This is a genomic window from Hymenobacter segetis, assembly GCF_054776495.1.
Genome location: NZ_BAAHBV010000001.1, coordinates 2582192 through 2599262 on the forward strand (window position 1 = coordinate 2582192; position 17071 = coordinate 2599262).

General features: G+C 59.7%; 16 protein-coding genes. 9 read left to right on the forward strand and 7 right to left on the reverse strand.

What is annotated here, in order from left to right:
* Positions 1-4 precede the first annotated feature (4 nt).
* From ACYU70_RS10685 to ACYU70_RS10695, 3 genes are all read left to right on the forward strand, one after another.
* On the forward strand, positions 5-619 hold the full coding sequence (locus ACYU70_RS10685; protein ID WP_342295866.1) for a superoxide dismutase: 615 nt from the start codon (positions 5-7) through the stop codon (positions 617-619).
* 182 nt (positions 620-801) lie between these two features.
* Complete coding sequence (locus ACYU70_RS10690; protein ID WP_342295865.1) at positions 802-1932, forward strand: alkene reductase; 1131 nt, start codon at positions 802-804, stop codon at positions 1930-1932.
* A gap of 148 nt (positions 1933-2080) precedes the next feature.
* Complete coding sequence (locus ACYU70_RS10695) at positions 2081-3367, forward strand: nucleoside permease (protein WP_342295863.1); 1287 nt, start codon at positions 2081-2083, stop codon at positions 3365-3367.
* A gap of 109 nt (positions 3368-3476) precedes the next feature.
* Here ACYU70_RS10695 and ACYU70_RS10700 read toward each other — a convergent pair whose 3' ends face one another.
* On the reverse strand, positions 3477-3887 hold the full coding sequence (locus ACYU70_RS10700; RefSeq protein WP_342295861.1) for a nucleoside-diphosphate kinase: 411 nt from the start codon (positions 3885-3887) through the stop codon (positions 3477-3479).
* Positions 3888-4113: 226 nt separating this feature from the next.
* On the opposite strand from ACYU70_RS10700, the gene ACYU70_RS10705 reads away from it, so the two are divergent.
* The 5 genes from ACYU70_RS10705 (at position 4114) to ACYU70_RS10725 (ending at position 8457) form a co-directional block, all read left to right on the forward strand.
* Positions 4114-5160 carry a DHH family phosphoesterase gene (locus tag ACYU70_RS10705; RefSeq protein WP_342295860.1) on the forward strand — a complete coding sequence of 349 codons (1047 nt, stop codon included), beginning with the start codon at positions 4114-4116 and terminating at the stop codon, positions 5158-5160.
* Between the two features lie 37 nt (positions 5161-5197).
* The gene (locus tag ACYU70_RS10710; RefSeq protein ID WP_342295858.1) at positions 5198-6241 is read left to right on the forward strand and encodes an FKBP-type peptidyl-prolyl cis-trans isomerase; all 1044 of its coding nucleotides are present in this window, start codon (positions 5198-5200) and stop codon (positions 6239-6241) included.
* Between the two features lie 89 nt (positions 6242-6330).
* The gene (locus ACYU70_RS10715; RefSeq protein ID WP_342295856.1) at positions 6331-6927 is read left to right on the forward strand and encodes an FKBP-type peptidyl-prolyl cis-trans isomerase; all 597 of its coding nucleotides are present in this window, start codon (positions 6331-6333) and stop codon (positions 6925-6927) included.
* Between the two features lie 10 nt (positions 6928-6937).
* On the forward strand, positions 6938-7459 hold the full coding sequence (locus ACYU70_RS10720; RefSeq protein WP_342295855.1) for an FKBP-type peptidyl-prolyl cis-trans isomerase: 522 nt from the start codon (positions 6938-6940) through the stop codon (positions 7457-7459).
* 44 nt (positions 7460-7503) lie between these two features.
* Complete coding sequence (locus tag ACYU70_RS10725) at positions 7504-8457, forward strand: FKBP-type peptidyl-prolyl cis-trans isomerase (RefSeq protein ID WP_342295853.1); 954 nt, start codon at positions 7504-7506, stop codon at positions 8455-8457.
* 91 nt (positions 8458-8548) lie between these two features.
* Here ACYU70_RS10725 and recO read toward each other — a convergent pair whose 3' ends face one another.
* The 4 genes from recO to ACYU70_RS10745 all read right to left on the reverse strand — a co-directional run bounded on the left by recO (position 8549) and on the right by ACYU70_RS10745 (position 12947).
* The gene (gene recO, locus ACYU70_RS10730; RefSeq protein WP_342295851.1) at positions 8549-9268 is read right to left on the reverse strand and encodes a DNA repair protein RecO; all 720 of its coding nucleotides are present in this window, start codon (positions 9266-9268) and stop codon (positions 8549-8551) included.
* A gap of 100 nt (positions 9269-9368) precedes the next feature.
* Positions 9369-11759: a type IX secretion system anionic LPS delivery protein PorZ gene (porZ, locus tag ACYU70_RS10735; RefSeq protein ID WP_342295848.1), complete on the reverse strand. Its 2391-nt coding sequence runs from the start codon at positions 11757-11759 to the stop codon at positions 9369-9371.
* 71 nt (positions 11760-11830) lie between these two features.
* The gene (locus ACYU70_RS10740; protein ID WP_342295846.1) at positions 11831-12457 is read right to left on the reverse strand and encodes a thymidine kinase; all 627 of its coding nucleotides are present in this window, start codon (positions 12455-12457) and stop codon (positions 11831-11833) included.
* Between the two features lie 151 nt (positions 12458-12608).
* Positions 12609-12947: a 2Fe-2S iron-sulfur cluster-binding protein gene (locus ACYU70_RS10745; RefSeq protein ID WP_342295844.1), complete on the reverse strand. Its 339-nt coding sequence runs from the start codon at positions 12945-12947 to the stop codon at positions 12609-12611.
* 37 nt (positions 12948-12984) lie between these two features.
* On the opposite strand from ACYU70_RS10745, the gene ACYU70_RS10750 reads away from it, so the two are divergent.
* A complete protein-coding gene (locus ACYU70_RS10750; protein WP_342295843.1) occupies positions 12985-14166 on the forward strand; it encodes a hypothetical protein in 1182 nt (393 codons plus the stop codon).
* A gap of 63 nt (positions 14167-14229) precedes the next feature.
* Here the strand turns inward: ACYU70_RS10750 and ACYU70_RS10755 are convergent, their stop codons facing one another.
* Positions 14230-15177: a hypothetical protein gene (locus ACYU70_RS10755; RefSeq protein ID WP_342295842.1), complete on the reverse strand. Its 948-nt coding sequence runs from the start codon at positions 15175-15177 to the stop codon at positions 14230-14232.
* Positions 15178-15566: 389 nt separating this feature from the next.
* Positions 15567-16973, reverse strand: a complete 1407-nt coding sequence (gene rodA / locus ACYU70_RS10760) for a rod shape-determining protein RodA (RefSeq protein WP_342295997.1) — start codon at positions 16971-16973, stop codon at positions 15567-15569.
* Positions 16974-17071 lie beyond the last annotated feature (98 nt).

Below are 17071 nucleotides of genomic sequence, written 5' to 3' on the forward strand. Positions count from 1 at the left end.
TATTATGGCTTTCGAACTCCCGAAACTTCCGTACGCTTACGATGCGCTCGAACCCACGTTTGACGCGCAGACCATGGAAATCCACCACAGCAAGCACCACCAGGCTTATGTGACCAACCTGAACGCGGCCATCGCGGGCACGGAGATGGAAAACCAGACCATTGAGGAAATCCTGCACAACATTGCCAAGGCTCCGGTGGCCGTGCGCAACAACGGCGGTGGCCACTACAACCACTCGCTGTGGTGGACCATCCTCTCGCCTAACGGCGGCGGCCCGGCCACCGGCGCGGTAGGCGAAGCCATCACCAAGGCGTTCGGCACGTTCGATAAATTCAAGGAAGAATTCACCAAAGCCGCCACCACGCGCTTCGGCTCGGGCTGGGCGTGGCTGTGCAAGCAGCCCGATGGCTCGGTGCAAATCTGCTCGACCCCGAACCAAGACAACCCGCTGATGCCCGAGTCGGGCTGCAAGGGCATGCCCATCCTCGGCCTCGACGTTTGGGAGCACGCTTATTACCTGAAGTACCAGAACCGTCGCCCCGACTACATCGCCGCGTTCTTCAACATCATCAACTGGGATGAAGTGAACCGCCGCTACGCCGAGGCGTACGCTGCCTAGTTTCGGTAGCGCAGGTTTATAATTCTTGCCGAAAAGGCCCGTCTCCATCAGGAGGCGGGCCTTTTTTTATTGCGAAGTCAGCTTGTGAAAATCAGTCGAAAACAATTCGTGTACGTACCTGCTTTATCACCGCGTTTCATCAAACCCGGCGACTCACGCACGACGCCACTTAAATCGCACTTATGTCAAGCAAAGCCTTTGAGCCCGCCAAACTGGGCAACCTCACCCTCACCAATCACATCGTAATGGCCCCCATGACGCGCAGCCGCGCCCTGGGCAACGTGCCCAACGAGTTGATGGCCGAGTACTACCGCCAGCGCGCCACCGCCGGCCTCATCATCACCGAAGGCGTTTCGCCGTCGGCCGATGGTCTGGGCTACGCCCGTATTCCCGGCCTGTTCAACGCCGAGCACGTTACTAACTGGCAGCGCATCACCGAAACCGTGCACCACCACGGCGGCCACATTTTCGTGCAGCTGATGCACGCCGGCCGCGTGTTCCACCCCCTCAACCTGCCCGAAGGTGCCGAAGGCATTGCCCCTTCGGCCGTGGCTGCCCAGGGCCAGATGTGGACCGACCAGCAGCAGATGCAGGACCAGCCCACGCCTCGCGCCCTGCACACCGACGAGTTGGCCCGCGTGCGCGACGAGTATGTAAACAGTGCCAAGCTGGCCCTCGAAGCCGGTTTCGATGGTGTGGAGCTACACGGTGCCAACGGCTACCTGCTGGAGCAATTTCTGAACCCCGCCAGCAACCAGCGCACCGACGAGTACGGCGGCAGCATCCAGAACCGCGCCCGCTTCGTGCTCGAAGTAACCAAAGCCGTGGCCGAAGCCATCGGCCCTGAGCGCACCGGCATCCGTCTGTCGCCCTGGGGCGTGTTCAACGACCAGCCGAACTACCCCGAGATTGACGAAACCTACGCCTACCTGGCCGAGGAGCTGCAAAAAATCGGTGTTGTGTATGTACACCTCGTCGACCACCAGAGCATGGGCGCGCCCGCCGTACCGGCCGAAGTAGTGCCGCTCATCCGCCAGAAATTCACCAACACGCTCATCCTGAGCGGCGGCTACACCACCGTGGAGCAGATTGACGCCGCCCTCGCCGGCAACGCCGACCTCGTGGCCATCGGCCGCCCGTTCATCTCGAACCCTGACCTGGTTGAGCGCCTCGAAAAAGGCCTGCCCCTGGCTGAGAGCGACCAAGCCACCTACTACGCCCCCGGCCCCAACGGTTTCGCCGACGGCTACACCGACTACCCCACAGCCGATGGCCAGCCCGCCGGCACGTTCTCGCCCACCTACGAGGCGTAAAACTGCCCCCAGCGGCTAATTGAAGCCCCTGCGAAGCTCGTCCCCCACCGGGCGCTTCGCAGGGGCTTTTTTATTTATCTTTGACGGTCGTGGCTCGTGCGCCGCGCTTGCATTTGTCTCATCCCACCCCCTTTTGCCCCGTTCCCGCATGAATACGAAGCTGCGCCTTACTGTCCTGAGTTTCCTCCAGTTCTTCATCTGGGGCTCGTGGCTGATTACGATTGGCGCTTATTGGTTTCAAACGAAGCAATGGTCCGGTGCCCAGTTTGGCGCCATTTTCTCGACCATGGGCATTGCTTCCATCTTCATGCCCTCGCTCATGGGCATCGTGGCCGATAAGTACGTGAACGCCGAAAAGCTCTACGGCGTGCTGCACATTCTGGGCGGCCTCGTGCTGTGCGCCATCCCGCAGGTAACGGACCCCGGTACGTTTTTCTGGGTTATCCTGCTGAACATGATTTTCTACATGCCCACGCTGGCGCTGTCCATTGCCGTGTCGTATTCCATTCTTAAACGGCAGGGGCTTGATGTGGTAAAGGACTACCCGCCCATTCGGGTGTGGGGCACCGTCGGCTTCATCGTGGCCATGTGGACGGTAAGCCTGCTGGGCTTCGAGAAATCGGCCAGCCAGTTCTACGTGGCGGCCGGTGCGGCCATTCTGCTGGGCATCTACTCGTTCACGCTGCCCGCCTGCCCGCCCCAGTCGGCCAGCACGTCGAGCCAGAACCTGGCCGAAATCCTCGGCCTTAAGTCGTTCGCCATTCTGCGCGACCGCAAGATGCTCACGTTCTTCCTCTTCGCCCTTTTGCTGGGTGCCGCGCTGCAGCTCACCAACGCCTACGGCGACACTTTCCTGCACGATTTCGACAAGAGTCCGGCCTACCAGGAAACCCTGACGGTAAAGTACCCGGCCATCATCATGTCCATCTCGCAGATTTCGGAAACGCTGTTCATCCTTGCCATTCCGTTCTTCCTGCGCCGCTTTGGCATCAAGCAGGTGATGCTCTTCAGCATGATTGCCTGGGTGCTGCGCTTCGGCCTGTTCGCCTACGGCAACCCCGGCCAGGGCCTCTGGATGATTATTCTCTCGTGCATTGTGTACGGCATGGCTTTCGACTTCTTCAACATCTCGGGCTCACTGTTCGTCGAAACCCAGACGCAGCCCAGCATCCGGGCCAGCGCGCAGGGCTTGTTTATGATGATGACCAACGGCTTCGGGGCCGTACTGGGCAGCTCGCTTAGCGGCCTCATCATCCAGCACTACTTCACCGATGCCAACGGCGTGAAGGACTGGCACAGCATCTGGCTCACGTTCGCTGGCTATTCGCTGGTTATTGCCGTGCTGTTCGTGTTTATCTTCAAGCACAAGCACACCACGCAGCCGGTTGAGGAAGCTACGCCAGCCAACTCGTTGCTCTCGGTGGAGCAGGCATAAGTAAGCTCAACAATACAAGATTGGTATAAAAACAGTCTGTTTTTGGTATAAAGAAAAAGCCCGCTCTGCATCGCAGAACGGGCTTTTTGCTGCCTTGCGGCGGCCGGAATTACTTGTTGCCGAAGAAGAACTCGCCTTCAATCTGAGCATTTTCGTCCGAATCCGAACCGTGCACGGCGTTGGCTTCGATGCTCTTGGCGTACTTCTTCCGGATGGTGCCTTCCTCGGCATTGGCCGGGTTGGTAGCGCCGATGAGGGTGCGGAAGTCAGCTACAGCATTTTCTTTTTCGAGAATGGCTGCCACGATGGGGCCGCTCGACATGTATTTCACGAGGTCGTTGTAGAACGGACGCTCGGCGTGCACGGCGTAGAACTGGCCCGCGCGCTCGGCGGTGAGGTTGATTTTCTGGAGCTCCACGATGCGGAAGCCGCCGGCCTCAATCATGCTCAGGATGCCACCAATGTGGTTTTCCTGAACGGCATCGGGCTTAATCATCGTGAATGTGCGGTTGGTGGCCATTGCGTTGGTCGGGGGAGAATTGGGTGTTGAAAATATTATTGAGCCACAAAAGTAGCACCAAAGCCCACGGGTTGCTTTGACCGAGTCTGGCCGGCTGTTGAGATACTCAGAGAGAACCTTCCGGAGGCAGTGCGTTGTTGGGAACGGATTTATGCCGACTTTTGCCGCCCCAATTATTCGTAAGCCACCGGCCCTCAGTTCCGTTTCCGGGCCATTCACGTTGTCGATGTCTAGTTCAATTTCCGCGCTGCAAGCGTTGCTGGCGCAGCCCAAGCAGGTTGTTATCACCACCCACCACAAACCCGACGCCGACGCGCTGGGCTCGTCACTGGCCTGGGCCGGCTACCTCAAGCAGAAAGGCCACCACGTCACGGTGGTCACCCCATCTGATTATCCGGCCTTCCTCAATTGGATGGAAGGCAACGACGAAGTAGTTATTTATGACAAGCGCCAGAACGACCGGCAGGTGCGCGACCTCATCGCCCGCGCCGAAGTCATCTGCTGCCTCGATTTTAGCTGCCTGGGCCGCATCAACGAGTTGGGCGAATACATCCGGGTAGCCAGCGCTACTAAGGTGCTGGTCGACCACCACCAGGAGCCCGAGGACTTTGCCGATATCACGTTTTCGGTACCCTCGGCGGCGGCTACGGCCGAGCTAATCTTTGAAATCATCCGCGACCTGGGCGACCAGGACCTCATCACCAAGGGCATGGGCGAAGCGCTGTACGCGGGCATTATGACCGATACGGGCTCGTTCCGCCACCCCAGCACCTCGCGCAACGTGCATTTGATTATCGCCGAGCTGCTGAAGGTGAACATCGATTTATCGTCGGTGCACCGCCGCATATACGACTCGCATTCCGAAATCCGCCTGCGCTTTCTGGGCTTCGTGTTGAAAGACAAGCTGGTGGTGAACCGCGAGTTCAACACGGCCTATATCGCCATCACGCAGGACGAGCTGCGCCAGTACCAGAGCAAAACCGGCGACACCGAAGGCCTGGTAAACTACGCGCTGAGCATCGAGGGCATCAAGTTCGCGGCCGTTTTCATCGACCGTGGCGTGGCCGTCAAAATTTCTTTCCGCTCGGTGGGCAGCTTCTCTGTCAGTGACTTCTCGCGCAAGCACTTCGACGGCGGTGGGCACCACAATGCCGCTGGCGGCATCAGCTACCTGTCCCTTGATGCAACCGTGGACCGCTTCCTCAGCATCCTACCGGAGTACAAGGAGCAATTAACGGGTGTGCCCGCTGCCGTAGCGCCGCCGGTAGCGTAACTTTGAACCCTATCTGACTCTCACTTTTTTAATTTTCATGCGTTTTTCCTCCCGCTCTGCGCGGCAGCTGGCCCTGGCGGCCGGCGTGCTGAGCTTCGCTTCCCTCACCGCCTGCAACAAAGGCGGGGGTGACTTTGCCAAAACCAAGTCCGGCATCGAATACAAGATTTTTAAGAAAGTCGGCAGCAGCTACGAGCGCCGCGAAATCGGCCCCGACGGCGACCCGACCTACAAAGACCGTGTGGGCAAGTTCCTGCTCGGCAACATGCAGTACCGCACCGGCAAGGACTCGGTGCTCCAGAACACCCGCCGCGACGTGGGCCTGCCCGTGCCCCTGCCCCTGCAGGAGCTGAAGCAGAAAGGCATGCCCGACGAGGCGTTGTCCATGCTCCAGCCCGGCGACAGCGGCGTGTTCCGCTTCCAGGTCGATTCGCTCATCAAGCCCAAGTCGGGCCAGCCCGTGCCTCCGTTCTTGCGCAAAGGCGGCAACGTGGTGCAGATGTTCGTATCGACCACCGACAAGCTCATCACCCAAGCCGAAGCCCAGGCTATGCAGCCCGAGCTGCAGAAGCGTGCTATGGCCGCTCAGTTGAAGCAGCGCATGGCCTCGCCCGAGTACGCCAAGCAGATGCAGGCTCAGAAGGATGCCCAGGCGAAGGCCATGGCTGCTCCCGAAGTGCAGGCTCAGCTGAAAAAAGATGATGCCGTGCTCCAGGAGTACATCAAGAAAAACGGCCTCACCGTGCAGAAGACGCCCTCGGGCATCTACTATCAGGTGCTGAAGCCCGGCACCGGCGCTACGGCCAAAGCCGGCCAGACCGTGAGCGTGAACTACAACGGCACGCTGCTCAGCGGCAAGCAGTTCGACTCGTCGGACAAAGCTGGCAAGCCGATTGACTTCCCCCTCGGCCAGGGTGCTGTGATTCCGGGTTGGGACGAGGGCATTGCCCTGCTCAACAAGGGCAGCCGCGCCATTTTGCTCATTCCTTCGTCGCTGGCCTACGGTACCCGTGGCGCGGGTGCCGACATTCCGGCCAATTCGCCCCTGCGCTTTGAAGTGGAACTAGTTGACGTTCAATAATCTTTCTTACAGTGCTGAATTCCGGCCAACGGGCGACGCGGCATTGCTGCCCGGGCTCCGTTGGTCGGAATCTTTTTATCCTCTTCGCCATGAATAAAGTTCTGCTCCGCGCCCACCATGTGGTGCTGGCCGCCTGCCTGCTACTCGCCGCTCCGGCCTTCTGGAGCTGTAACACGCAAACGGCCTATCAGAAGCAGCTGGCCGAGCACCAGAATCTGCTAAAGGCCATCGACGAAGACACGATTCACAATTACCTGGTTCGTCATCGCCTGCTGACCAAAGCCCACCGCACCAATTCCGGCCTGTACGTGGTAGATAGCGTGGCGGGTACCGGCACGCCCGTTACCACCGGCAAGAATGTGCGCGTGAAGTACATCGGACGGTTTCTGAGCAGCGGGGCGAATCCCGGCTCGACGGGCTACCCGGCTTCGTACGGCAACCCGAACTATCCGCAGGGCGCTATTTTCGACAATTCATCGGAAAACCATACCCAGTGTGGCTGCGTGGTGTTCACGGGCGGCAGCGGGGCCATTCCCGGGTTCAATGAAGGCCTGCTGCTGATGCGGCAGGGCGACCGCAAGCTGCTGCTTATTCCCTCCTACCTGGCCTACGGGCCCGCGGGCTCTTCCAGCATTCCCACCGATTCGGCCCTGATGTTTGACGTGGAAATCCTCGAAGTATTTTAAGCATTTCGCCATGCACGGCACCACAGCCATTGGATGGGGAATGGGCACCCTGCTGGTCCTGCTAATGCTGGGCGGCCCGGCGGCCCGGGCCCAGGCCAGTTCAAAGCCGGCCGTACCCACTACGCCTACCGCCCCCGTTGCCGGCACCAGCGCTGACACCGCGCACCTTGCTCCGCAGTTTACGCCGGGCGGGGTGCGTTTTGTGTTTCGGGAGCGCGGCCCGGGGCCGCTCCCCAAGTCCGGCCAGCGCGTGGCCGTGCGCTACACCGGTTTCCTGCCCGATGGTCATGTTTTTGATGCGACGGCCGCCTCGGGTGGGCCGGTGCGGTTTCGGGTGGGCCGCAAGGAAGTCATCGCGGGTTGGGACGAATTGCTGCCCCTGCTGCCCGTGGGCTCTCGGGTGCGGGCCTGGATACCGGCCGCGCTGGCCTACGGCGCGGCCGGCGTGCGCGACCCCGACGATGACTCCCGTTATTTAATTCCGCCCAATACCGAGCTGGTATTCGAGCTGCAAGTAATGAGTGTACGGTAAGGCTTAATACCGCAACCCACTCTTTCAGAAACTTACTTAAAATAATGCGAAACCTGTTTTTTGCCGCGTTCGGTGCCCTGTTTGGTATAGCCCAGCTGGCTCATGCGCAGGCTCCGGCCACCGATTTTTCCCGTCTACCCACGGGCACGGAGTACCGTCTCTTCCGCAAAGACGCGGCCGGGCGCTACCAGCCCCGCGCCCTCGCCCCCACCGATGCGCCCTACGCCAGCCGCGCCGGTCAGGTCCTGACGGTATTTATGGAATTCCGCACCGGGCGCGATTCGGTGCTTATGAACTCGCGCCAGATGCAGCCGCTGCCCCAGCCGGTAGCCCTGCCCGCGCAGCTTACCCCCGGCAGCCTGGAGGAGGCCTTGGGCCTGCTCCTGCCCGGCGACAGCGCCATCTTCCGCTTTCCGGCCGATACCATATTCGCGAAAACCTTCCGCCAGCCCGTGCCGCCGTTTCTGCGCAAGAGCGGCAACACGCTGGTAGTATTGGCCAGTGCCCGCGAACTCGTTACGATGGCCGAAATGACGGCCCGCCACCAGAAGATGCAGGAGGAAAGCGCTCGGCAGGGCAAAGCCCTGGCGGCAGCCCAAATGACCAAGGACGTGGCCGCCATTCAGGCCTACCTAAAAAAGAACAAGGCCACGGCCAAGAAAACGACGGGCGGCACCTACTACATCCTCAAAAAGCTCGGTACCGGCGCTACGCCCAAAACCGGCCAGACCGTGCGCGTACTCTACCGGGGCACGGTGCTGGCCACAGGCCAGGAATTCGACTCTTCGGCCAAACACGGCAACGAGCCCATTTCTTTCGTGTTGGGCCAGGGCCAGGTCATTCCGGGCTGGGACCAGGGCATTGCTATGCTCAACAAGGGCAGCAAGGCGGTATTGCTCATCCCCTCGCCTCTGGCCTACGGCCCTCGCGGCGCTGGTGCCGATATTCCCGCCAACGCCGTGCTCCGCTTCGAAGTAGAGTTGGTTGACTTTAAATAACCCGCTATAACGTAAAGAAAAACCAGCCTTTCCCGGCCGGAAGTCAACTGTTATATGAGCAGTTGGCTTCTGGCCGGGAAAGGCTGGTTTTCTAATTAAGAACCTGCGACAGGATTTCGAGCGAGCGAATTTCGCCCATCTGCTCCACGTGCAGCTGGTAGTAGCGGATGAGCACGTTCAGCAGTTCGTGGCGCACGCGGCCGTTGGGGATGGTACTGGTGGCGGAGTCGCGCAGCAGTTCATCGAAATAGCCATCGAACTCGTGCAGCCGCAGGGTGGCCGGCCCGGTCACGCCTTTGGCGGTGGCCGCGTGGCCCGCCATAATCACCTGGTCGGTCAATTCACTGCCGGAGCTAATGCCGAAGCCCAGATAAGCCGCTAATTGCAGCAGAAACACCAGCGCGAAGTTTTCGCTGCCTGCTTCTTGCCGGTCAAAGGCCAGAATGGAGTCGTGCAGGAACTGAAACAGCGGTTCGTTCTGCTCTTCCTCGCGCACGGCCCGGCCCACTACTTCCGACAGAAACAGCACCACGCTACTCTTGTGCACATCGTAGGGCAACGTCTGGAAGGGCTCGGCGCACCGAAACTCCGACAGCCGCGTGAGGCCGCTGCTACCCCGGGCCACGTAGGCCACCAACTCCAGCAGCGTGAAGGGTTGAAACAGGGCAATGCGGCCCGGTGGCTTGGCTTTGCGCACGCCGTTCACCACATAGGTCTGCACGCCCAACCGCTCGGTGTATACCCGGGCGATAATACTCGTTTCGCGGTATTTGAGGTAACTGAGGACAATGCCCCGCGTCTTAATCAGCATACTATTTAATGTGGCAATGTAAGAATGTGGAAAATGTGGCAGCTTGTAATTGGCTTGCCAGTGGTATTACGCACATTTCCCCCCTTCACACATTCTCAACTCATTTACTGAGTACAGCCACTTTGCTCACGCAGCCGTTTTTGCCATCCGCATCCGACGACAGGACGAGGTAAATGCCCGACCGCACGCGCTGACCATCGGGCGTGGTCAGGTTCCAGGTAACGGCCCCGCCGGTGGCCGTGGTGGCGTACACGAGGTGGCCCGCCACGTCGGTAATTTTCACCAGCGCGTTATTGGCCAGGCCCGTGATGCCGACCAGGCCCTGGAAACCCGGCCGCACGGGGTTGGGAAACACGGCCGTACAGTTTGGCTCGCCCTCGGTCACGGTGGCCGAGCCCCGGAAGGCCACCACGCCAGCCTGGGTGGCCACCCATACTTCGCCGGTTTTGTCGTTCACCTTCACGTCCACAATCATGTTGGAGGGCAAGGGGCTGTTGGCGGTGGTGAAGTGCAGCAGCGCCTCGTCGGCATCGGGACTGAACAGCCACAGGCCGTTATCGGTCCCGAACCACTTGCGGTCGGCCCCATCAACGGCCAGCGTCCGTACGGCTTCGCTAAACAGCGCCGGGAAGCCCGTGCCCTCGCCGCGCCGTACCACCGGCAGCGTGAACCCGGTCGTGGACAGGAACGGCCCGCTCGGGTCATTAAACACCGCCACGCCCTTGATGGTGGCCGCCCAGATATAGCCGCGCCGGTCTTTGGCTAGCTCGTAAATCTGGTTGTCGGGCAGGCCGGTGCCGGACGTGAACAGGCGCGGTGGATTGGGATTGGTGGTGGCGGGGTCCACGGCGTAGATGCCAATGGCCGGCCCGGTACCGGAAGGGTCCGTTTTGCGCGATACCGATGCCCAGGCGTAGCCGTTGTTATCGAGCACAATCCGCTCAAGCTCCTGCAAATGAGGCACCCAGGGGATAATCTGCCAGGTGGTAGTGGCCGGGTCCAAGATGAACAAGCCCGAGCTACCGGGCAGCAAATGCCGGTTCACCACCCAGACTTTGCCTTCGGGCGTGGCCGCCACATCCGTTACCTCCACCCGGTTATTTCCGAACCCAAACGTACCGATGAGGGGACTGTTGCTCGGGAGGCCCTGGCCAAACTGCCGCAACTGGTTGGGGCCTTTCCACTCCAGCAGCCCGCCGCCATTGGCCCCTACGTATAGCGTGCCGTCGGGCGTGCGGGTACCACGCACGGGGCTCAGCAAATTGGGCTCTGGGCTCGTCTCGCCCGGCAGTTTTGGGGGGTTGTAATTGCTCCATTGCCCCCCACTGTATTCGTAAAAGCCGGCCCGAAAGTAATTAGGTGCGTAACGCTCGCCATAGCCCCCCGTGAATACATCGACGATATTCGTGTGACTATCAGCCAATATACTGAATGCCAGACTACTTCCCGGTCCATTGGCTACAAACGAATCGATAACCTGACCGGTGCCGGCCTGCACCCGCTGCAAGCCTTGCCCATAATTCGTCACGTAATAGCTGCCATCGCGTGCCCGCAGGGCATCCTGCATATAGCTGGACGTTGGCGGGGGCACCACAACAGCCACCGTACCGTTGCGGTCGAAGTCAACGCGGCGCACACCGGCATTGTCATCAATAGTCAACACCCCGATACTGCTGGAGCGCATACCGCGGAACTGCCCCGCATACGTATTCGGCACTGACTGCCAGGCGGTGGCTGTATATCTATAAACCCCCGCCCCGTCAATGGCGGCGTACACCTGGCCATTGTAAGCGGCCAATAACCGGTAATTCGGCGTATTGGGGTTGGGATTCAGCGGCACGGGCAGCGAAGTGGTCCAACTGCGGTAGTCCAGCAAATTCGCGGTTAATGAGCCGCGCATCAGGCCGATTGAGGTAGCCAGGTACAGGTAGCCCCCCGTCGAAGCAGCATCATAGACGCTCACGGTTGTGCCTCCCGGGCCAATGTTACTGTACGTGTCCGTGATTTCCAGCTTCGCCAAATCAATAACGACCACCCCGAAAGTAGCCGATACATAGGCCTTGCCGTTGCCGATTGATATCCGATTGATTGGTCGGTCGCCCGCCTGAATGCCGCCCTGCCCCAGCTTGCGCAGCACATCGTTTATGTTGCGCACACTGCCATCGGGCCGCAGCACGTCAATATTGGCATTGTTATATCCCAGCACCGTTTGCTTGGTCACCGAATCATAGGCCAGGGCCCGCACCATTACGTCATTCAGGCCGTCGCGGCGCGACAGTACTTGGGTGGTATTCTGGGACTTATCCAGAAAGTAAAAGGCATTTTCCGTAGCCACATACAGCCGGTTACCGGCATCGGCCAGCAGCAGGGGATGGTTGGTCGGAAGGTGCATTTGCCAGTCGCCGTAGCCGACGGTGCTTTGGGCAAAGGCAGCACTCGCGCCCAGAAACAGGCCAGTCAACCCCAGCAAACAACGGAAAAAGTGGGACATACGCTCAGCAAAAGCTCAAAATAAGGATAGAAAGCAGCAGGGCTGCCGTTGCCAACGCTGCACCCCGAAATTTAGTGCGCAGCGGCCGAGCTGGCTTCCGGCGCAGGTTCTTTGGCCTGCATTCCCTCCAGAAAACACGGCCGGCAGCGGGCTTCGTACGAGTCGGTTTCGCCCAGCAACACCTGGCTCGCACTGGCCGCGATGCGGTAGGAATACGACGCAATTTCGCCGCAGCACACGCACACGGCGTGCACCTTGGTCACGTACTCGGCCGTGGCCAGCAGGGCCGGCATGGGGCCGAAGGGACGCCCCAGGTAGTCCATATCGAGCCCGGCCACGATGACACGGGTGCCGTTGTTGGCCAGCTGCGCGCACACGTCCACCAGCGAATCATCAAAAAACTGGCCTTCGTCGATGCCCACCACGTCGGACCCGGCCGCGAGCAGCAGGATTTCCGAGGCAATGGCCACCGGCGTCGAGCGGATGCGGGCTGCGTTGTGGCTCACCACGTCTTCGGCATGGTAGCGCGTATCGAGTGCGGGCTTAAAGATTTCGACCCGCTGCCGCGCAATGCGGGCCCGGGTGAGGCGGCGAATCAGTTCTTCGGTTTTGCCCGAAAACATGGAGCCACACACCACTTCAATCCAGCCCCGGCGGGGGGCATTGTGGCGGTTTCCGACGCGGGGTTCAATAAACAAAATACGGGCGGGCTTGGGTGGTTTTGAATCCTAAAGTTAGGAACGAACCGCCAAGGGTGACGCTCATTATTGCCACCGCCCCCGGCCCCGCATGAGCAAACGTTCTGAACGCCTGCCTTTATCTCCCTGCGCGGCCCAGCCATTATTTTAATTAACCGGCAGCTTGTCCTTCGTCGTACCGCACGTGGGGCAGTTTAGTGGCTTCGGGAACCCGGCCAGTGGCATTGCCGGCGGGCAGCTGGGCCTGGCAGGTCAGGCGCTCATCGGGCCGGAGCCGGCCGGCGGCCTGGTAGCGTAGCTCGGCCGCCGTGAGCGGGCTCAGGTTCTCCTGGCCGGCCCGCAGTTGTAAGCGGCAAGTGGTGCAGCGCCCTTTGGCCCCGCAGGCGTGCATCCAGTCGTGGCCCGCGGCTTGCAACGCGGCCAGCAAAGTGGCCCCGGCGGGTACGTTCACGGCCGCGCCGGGCAAGTTTTCAATCGTCAAGAGGGGCATTTGTGCCTAACTTCGGCCACCGAAACCCGGCCTTTTTATGAACGACAAATATAGCCTCGCCAAGTGTGCACAGTATGGCCGCCGTCTGGCCGCCCGGCTCTGCGACCAGCACTTCGGCCCCCAGCCCACCGCCACCCTCGACGGCGCCGCCGTGCTCAAGTTCACCCCCGTTCGCCAGCTCAACTTATTGGTTATCCGCCAGCTGCTAGGCCAGTGGCAAGCCGAAACCGCCCGCCTGCGTAGCGCCTATTTCGATTTTGAGGCCGCGCCAGTGCAGGCTGCCCTGGCCCAGTTCATGAATGTGCTTTCGCGTCACATCAGCCTGAATCGCGCCACTTTTGAACCACTACTGGCCCAGGCCGCCGCCGATACCCTCGGCATTGTGGCCGACCCGGCAGACAGCTTTCAGCGCCTGCTGCTCGGCAATGCCGAAAAGCCGGCCCTGGCGGGGCTGCGCGATAATCTGCGCTATTTCGACGTAGACAAAGCCTTTTACCAGGGTTTTGTCGATAGCCTGCCCGTGAGCGACGACCTCAGCCGCGATTTCCTCACGCATCGGTTCGAGCTCTACCATGCGGCTAACTACAAGGCCCATCAGCCCATGCAGCGCCTCGTCACTGAGCTCAGCACCTTGTTGCCCCTCACCACCGCCGACCTGCTGGAAGATGGCCCGGTATCCGTTGCCGCCACGCCGCTGCGGGTCGAAGAGCCAGTTGCCGTCCCCACACCCGCTCCGGTTCCGATGGTAGCGCCTCCCACATTCGTCGCGCCCTCCAGGGAAGAGCTGCCGCAGCCAGCCGCGCCAGCTACTCCCAAGCCCGCACCCACTGTCGAAACCCCGGCCCGTCCTTTACCAGACACTGACTCCGCCAGCGTCCCCTTGCACGAAAAGCTGAAAGCCGGCCAGCAAGCTGCCCCTGCTTTAGCCGAAACCCTCCGCGCCACGGCAGCCCCCACTTCGCTGGCCGAGCGCGCCGGCCCTAAAGTTGATACCCTGCGTGAAGCCATTTCCATCAACCAGCGCTTCAGCTTCATCAACGAGCTGTTCAACGGCGAAAACATGGATTACCACGCCGCCATCCAGCACCTCGATTCCCTGCCCACCATCGACCAGGCCCGTGCCTACGTCACCGCCGACCTCTCGCAACGCTACGACTGGAGCCGCAAGGAAGAGCACGTCAACAAGCTCTTGAAGCTGATTGAGCGCAAATTCGCGTAGCAATAAGCCCGGCGCTTTCCCGCATCGAGTCATTTTTACCCAAGAAGGCTAGCCGCAACCCGGCTAGCTTTCTTGCTTTCGCGGCATTGGTTGCGGCCACCTGAGCCCGGCCAGCGCCAGCGCCAGCAGCAACGGCCACACCGGCACCAGAAACCGCGCCGCCCCCAATGGCCCCGTCAGGGCTGCCACATACAGCAGCAGCCCAGCGGCTACCCAGCGCCCGTACCGCCATGCGGCGTTACCATGCTTCATTCGATAAAAACCACGCACGGCAGCCCCTAACCGGGCTACGTTCGCCAGCAATATCAATCCCAACAAGCTCAATTGCCCCCAAGGCAGGTTAGTAGCGGCCTGCCACAGCCGGCCCTGCCGCGCCTGCGTCAACAAGCCCCCACCAGCGGGCGGTAGCCAGCCCAGCAGATGGCTCAAATCGAACCGACCCGGGTCTAGGAATAACGCCGCCATTCCTTGCACATGCTGCCGCGCATACAAGCCAATATGCGCAGTCAGCATTGCACCCGCTTGGGCCTGAATAAAATGCTGCCGCGCCGCAAAATCTGGTGCCGCATTCGCTTGGTCGATTACCTGTGTCACCCATTTTTCTTCGACTTCCGGCCCGGCAATCTGCCGCAATACCCCCGCCGCGTTGTATTGCAGCAAGTTGATTTCTGCAATGCTGGAGAAATGAAAATACCCCGTCCGCTGCTGGTTCCAGAGCATATACAGCCCCACCACCAACACGGGTAGCAAGCCAACAGCCGCCACTGCCGGACGGCGATAGCGCCACCCCACCCCTACTGCCAGCACCGCAACCACAAAAGCCAACGGATAAAAAACCGGCTTTAGCAGCAAAGCGGCAATCGCGGCTACCGCCCCGCCCGCCCAATACCGCAGCCGGGGAGAGTGAATAAACGCCAGCGCAGCAATGGCAATGCCGAGTACCGCCGTTTGCAGCAGCGTTTCACTCATCACCGCACTCGCGTAGATGAGCTGCGCCGGAAAAGTCAGCACAGCTGCTACCGCCAGCACCCAATCCCGAGAACTCGGGCTTGCCCATCGGCCCCACCATCGCATAATGAGTCCAACGTTTAGCAGGCTGAGCATATTCTGAACCACTAGCAGCATTACCGGCCACCCACCGGTTCCTCCTAGTCCCAGTATAGCCAGCGGGTAACCCACCGGCCGAATCGTGAACTCCTGCACCGCCTGCCCACTCGGTGCCATCATAGGCCAGGGCCTGGCATAAAGCTCCCCGTACCGACACAGGTTATCCGCTGCCTGAATGTAGCGGCCAGTATCCACAAAGGCCCAATTGCCTTGGTATAGTACCCAACTCAACATCAGTACGTGTGCGCCCACCAGCACCGCCCATACCCAGCCCGGCACATGTGCTTTTCCCATCAGCGCACCAAATCCTGCTTACGATAAGCATCCAGCGCTAGCAGGCTAAACAACAAAATAGTAAACGACCACAGTGAAGACCCTCCATAGCTGAAGAACGGCAACGGAATGCCCACCACCGGGGCCAGCCCCATCGTCATGCCCATGTTCACCGTGATATGGAAGAACAGTACACTCGCCACGCAATACCCATACGTGCGCCCAAACACCGATTTCTGCCGCTCAGCCACATAAATAATGCGCCACAGCAAGGTCATATAAAGCCCGATTACCACCAGACTTCCCATCCAGCCAAACTCTTCCCCAACCGTACAGAAGATGAAGTCAGTGCTCTGCTCAGGCACAAAATCGAACTTAGTCTGCGTCCCTTGCAGAAATCCCTTCCCCACCAATCCTCCCGACCCGATGGCAATCTTGCTCTGAGTCACATTCCACCCCTTGCCCAACGGGTCCGAAGAAGGATTGATAAGTATTTCAATTCGCTGCCGCTGATGAGGCTGCAGTACGTGGTTATAAAAGAAGTCCACTCCCACCACCATCCCAATCACCGCCACCCACACGCCAATCGCCAGCGGCAAATGGTGCCTCAGAATTCGCCGATTCAATCCCAGCACCGCCAATAGCATCACCGTAAAAGCCGCTACCAGCCACATTTTCGGCACCACTAAAGCTAATATCAGCACAATGCCTGCCACCGCCAGTAGCAGCAATATCAACGGCGACATTCCCTCCCGAAAATAAGCCAGCAACAAAGCTCCAAAAACCAATGCCTGCCCCGATTCATTCGATGCCACAATCAGCAGCGGTGGTAGCAGGGTAATCCCCGCCAATATCAACTGGTCACGCCAGTCCTGATACCTCAGATTAATGCTCGCCATAAAGCGCGAAGCCGCCAGCGCGGTCGTAAATTTTGCAAACTCCGCCGGCTGCAGCCTCACAGGCCCTAATTCCAGCCAAGAACGCGACCCGGCAATCGGCCGCGCCACCACCATCGTCACCAACAGCAGCACAATCATGCCCGCATATAATGCATAGGCTAAAGTATCGTACGCCTTATAATCAACTACCAATAGCACCACAATCAACACAACGGCCGTAGCAATCCACAATAATTGCTTAAACCAGTTAAAAGCCATCAGCTTTTCAAAGCTCAAGCTGCTCAAAGGGTTTGCTGGCGCATCCGGCGAATAGCTTGATGCATAAATACAAACCCACCCAATGCCAACAAGTACCACATAAAGCAATACTGTGACCCAATCAATGCTTCGGCTATAACGTGCGGGAGAAACTTGCACAAATAATGTAAATATGAATAAGCTTACAAAAATACGATAGTATAATCTTAGCACTTTTAATCCAATCAAGTCCAAAAGCAAAAATCCCCACTTGATTGCTGGTGAAAGCATCCAAGAGGGGATTTTCCTTGTAAAAGGTTGGCGGCGACCGACTCTCCCACCGGTGAAGGCAGTACCATAGGCGCACCGGGGCTTAACGGCTCTGTTCG

What these genes read in the sequence shown, in the direction of transcription:
- ACYU70_RS10695 (WP_342295863.1), top strand. Translation starts at nt 2,081, where the DNA reads ATGAATACGAAGCTGCGCCTTACTGTCCTGAGTTTCCTCCAGTTCTTC.
- ACYU70_RS10685 (WP_342295866.1), top strand. Translation starts at nt 5, where the DNA reads ATGGCTTTCGAACTCCCGAAACTTCCGTACGCTTACGATGCGCTCGAA.
- ACYU70_RS10745 (WP_342295844.1), bottom strand. Translation starts at nt 12,947, where the DNA reads ATGCCCCTCTTGACGATTGAAAACTTGCCCGGCGCGGCCGTGAACGTA.
- ACYU70_RS10700 (WP_342295861.1), bottom strand. Translation starts at nt 3,887, where the DNA reads ATGGCCACCAACCGCACATTCACGATGATTAAGCCCGATGCCGTTCAG.
- ACYU70_RS10710 (WP_342295858.1), top strand. Translation starts at nt 5,198, where the DNA reads ATGCGTTTTTCCTCCCGCTCTGCGCGGCAGCTGGCCCTGGCGGCCGGC.
- rodA (WP_342295997.1), bottom strand. Translation starts at nt 16,973, where the DNA reads ATGCTTTCACCAGCAATCAAGTGGGGATTTTTGCTTTTGGACTTGATT.
- porZ (WP_342295848.1), bottom strand. Translation starts at nt 11,759, where the DNA reads ATGTCCCACTTTTTCCGTTGTTTGCTGGGGTTGACTGGCCTGTTTCTG.
- ACYU70_RS10715 (WP_342295856.1), top strand. Translation starts at nt 6,331, where the DNA reads ATGAATAAAGTTCTGCTCCGCGCCCACCATGTGGTGCTGGCCGCCTGC.
- ACYU70_RS10705 (WP_342295860.1), top strand. Translation starts at nt 4,114, where the DNA reads ATGTCTAGTTCAATTTCCGCGCTGCAAGCGTTGCTGGCGCAGCCCAAG.
- ACYU70_RS10750 (WP_342295843.1), top strand. Translation starts at nt 12,985, where the DNA reads ATGAACGACAAATATAGCCTCGCCAAGTGTGCACAGTATGGCCGCCGT.
- ACYU70_RS10720 (WP_342295855.1), top strand. Translation starts at nt 6,938, where the DNA reads ATGCACGGCACCACAGCCATTGGATGGGGAATGGGCACCCTGCTGGTC.
- ACYU70_RS10725 (WP_342295853.1), top strand. Translation starts at nt 7,504, where the DNA reads ATGCGAAACCTGTTTTTTGCCGCGTTCGGTGCCCTGTTTGGTATAGCC.
- recO (WP_342295851.1), bottom strand. Translation starts at nt 9,268, where the DNA reads ATGCTGATTAAGACGCGGGGCATTGTCCTCAGTTACCTCAAATACCGC.
- ACYU70_RS10690 (WP_342295865.1), top strand. Translation starts at nt 802, where the DNA reads ATGTCAAGCAAAGCCTTTGAGCCCGCCAAACTGGGCAACCTCACCCTC.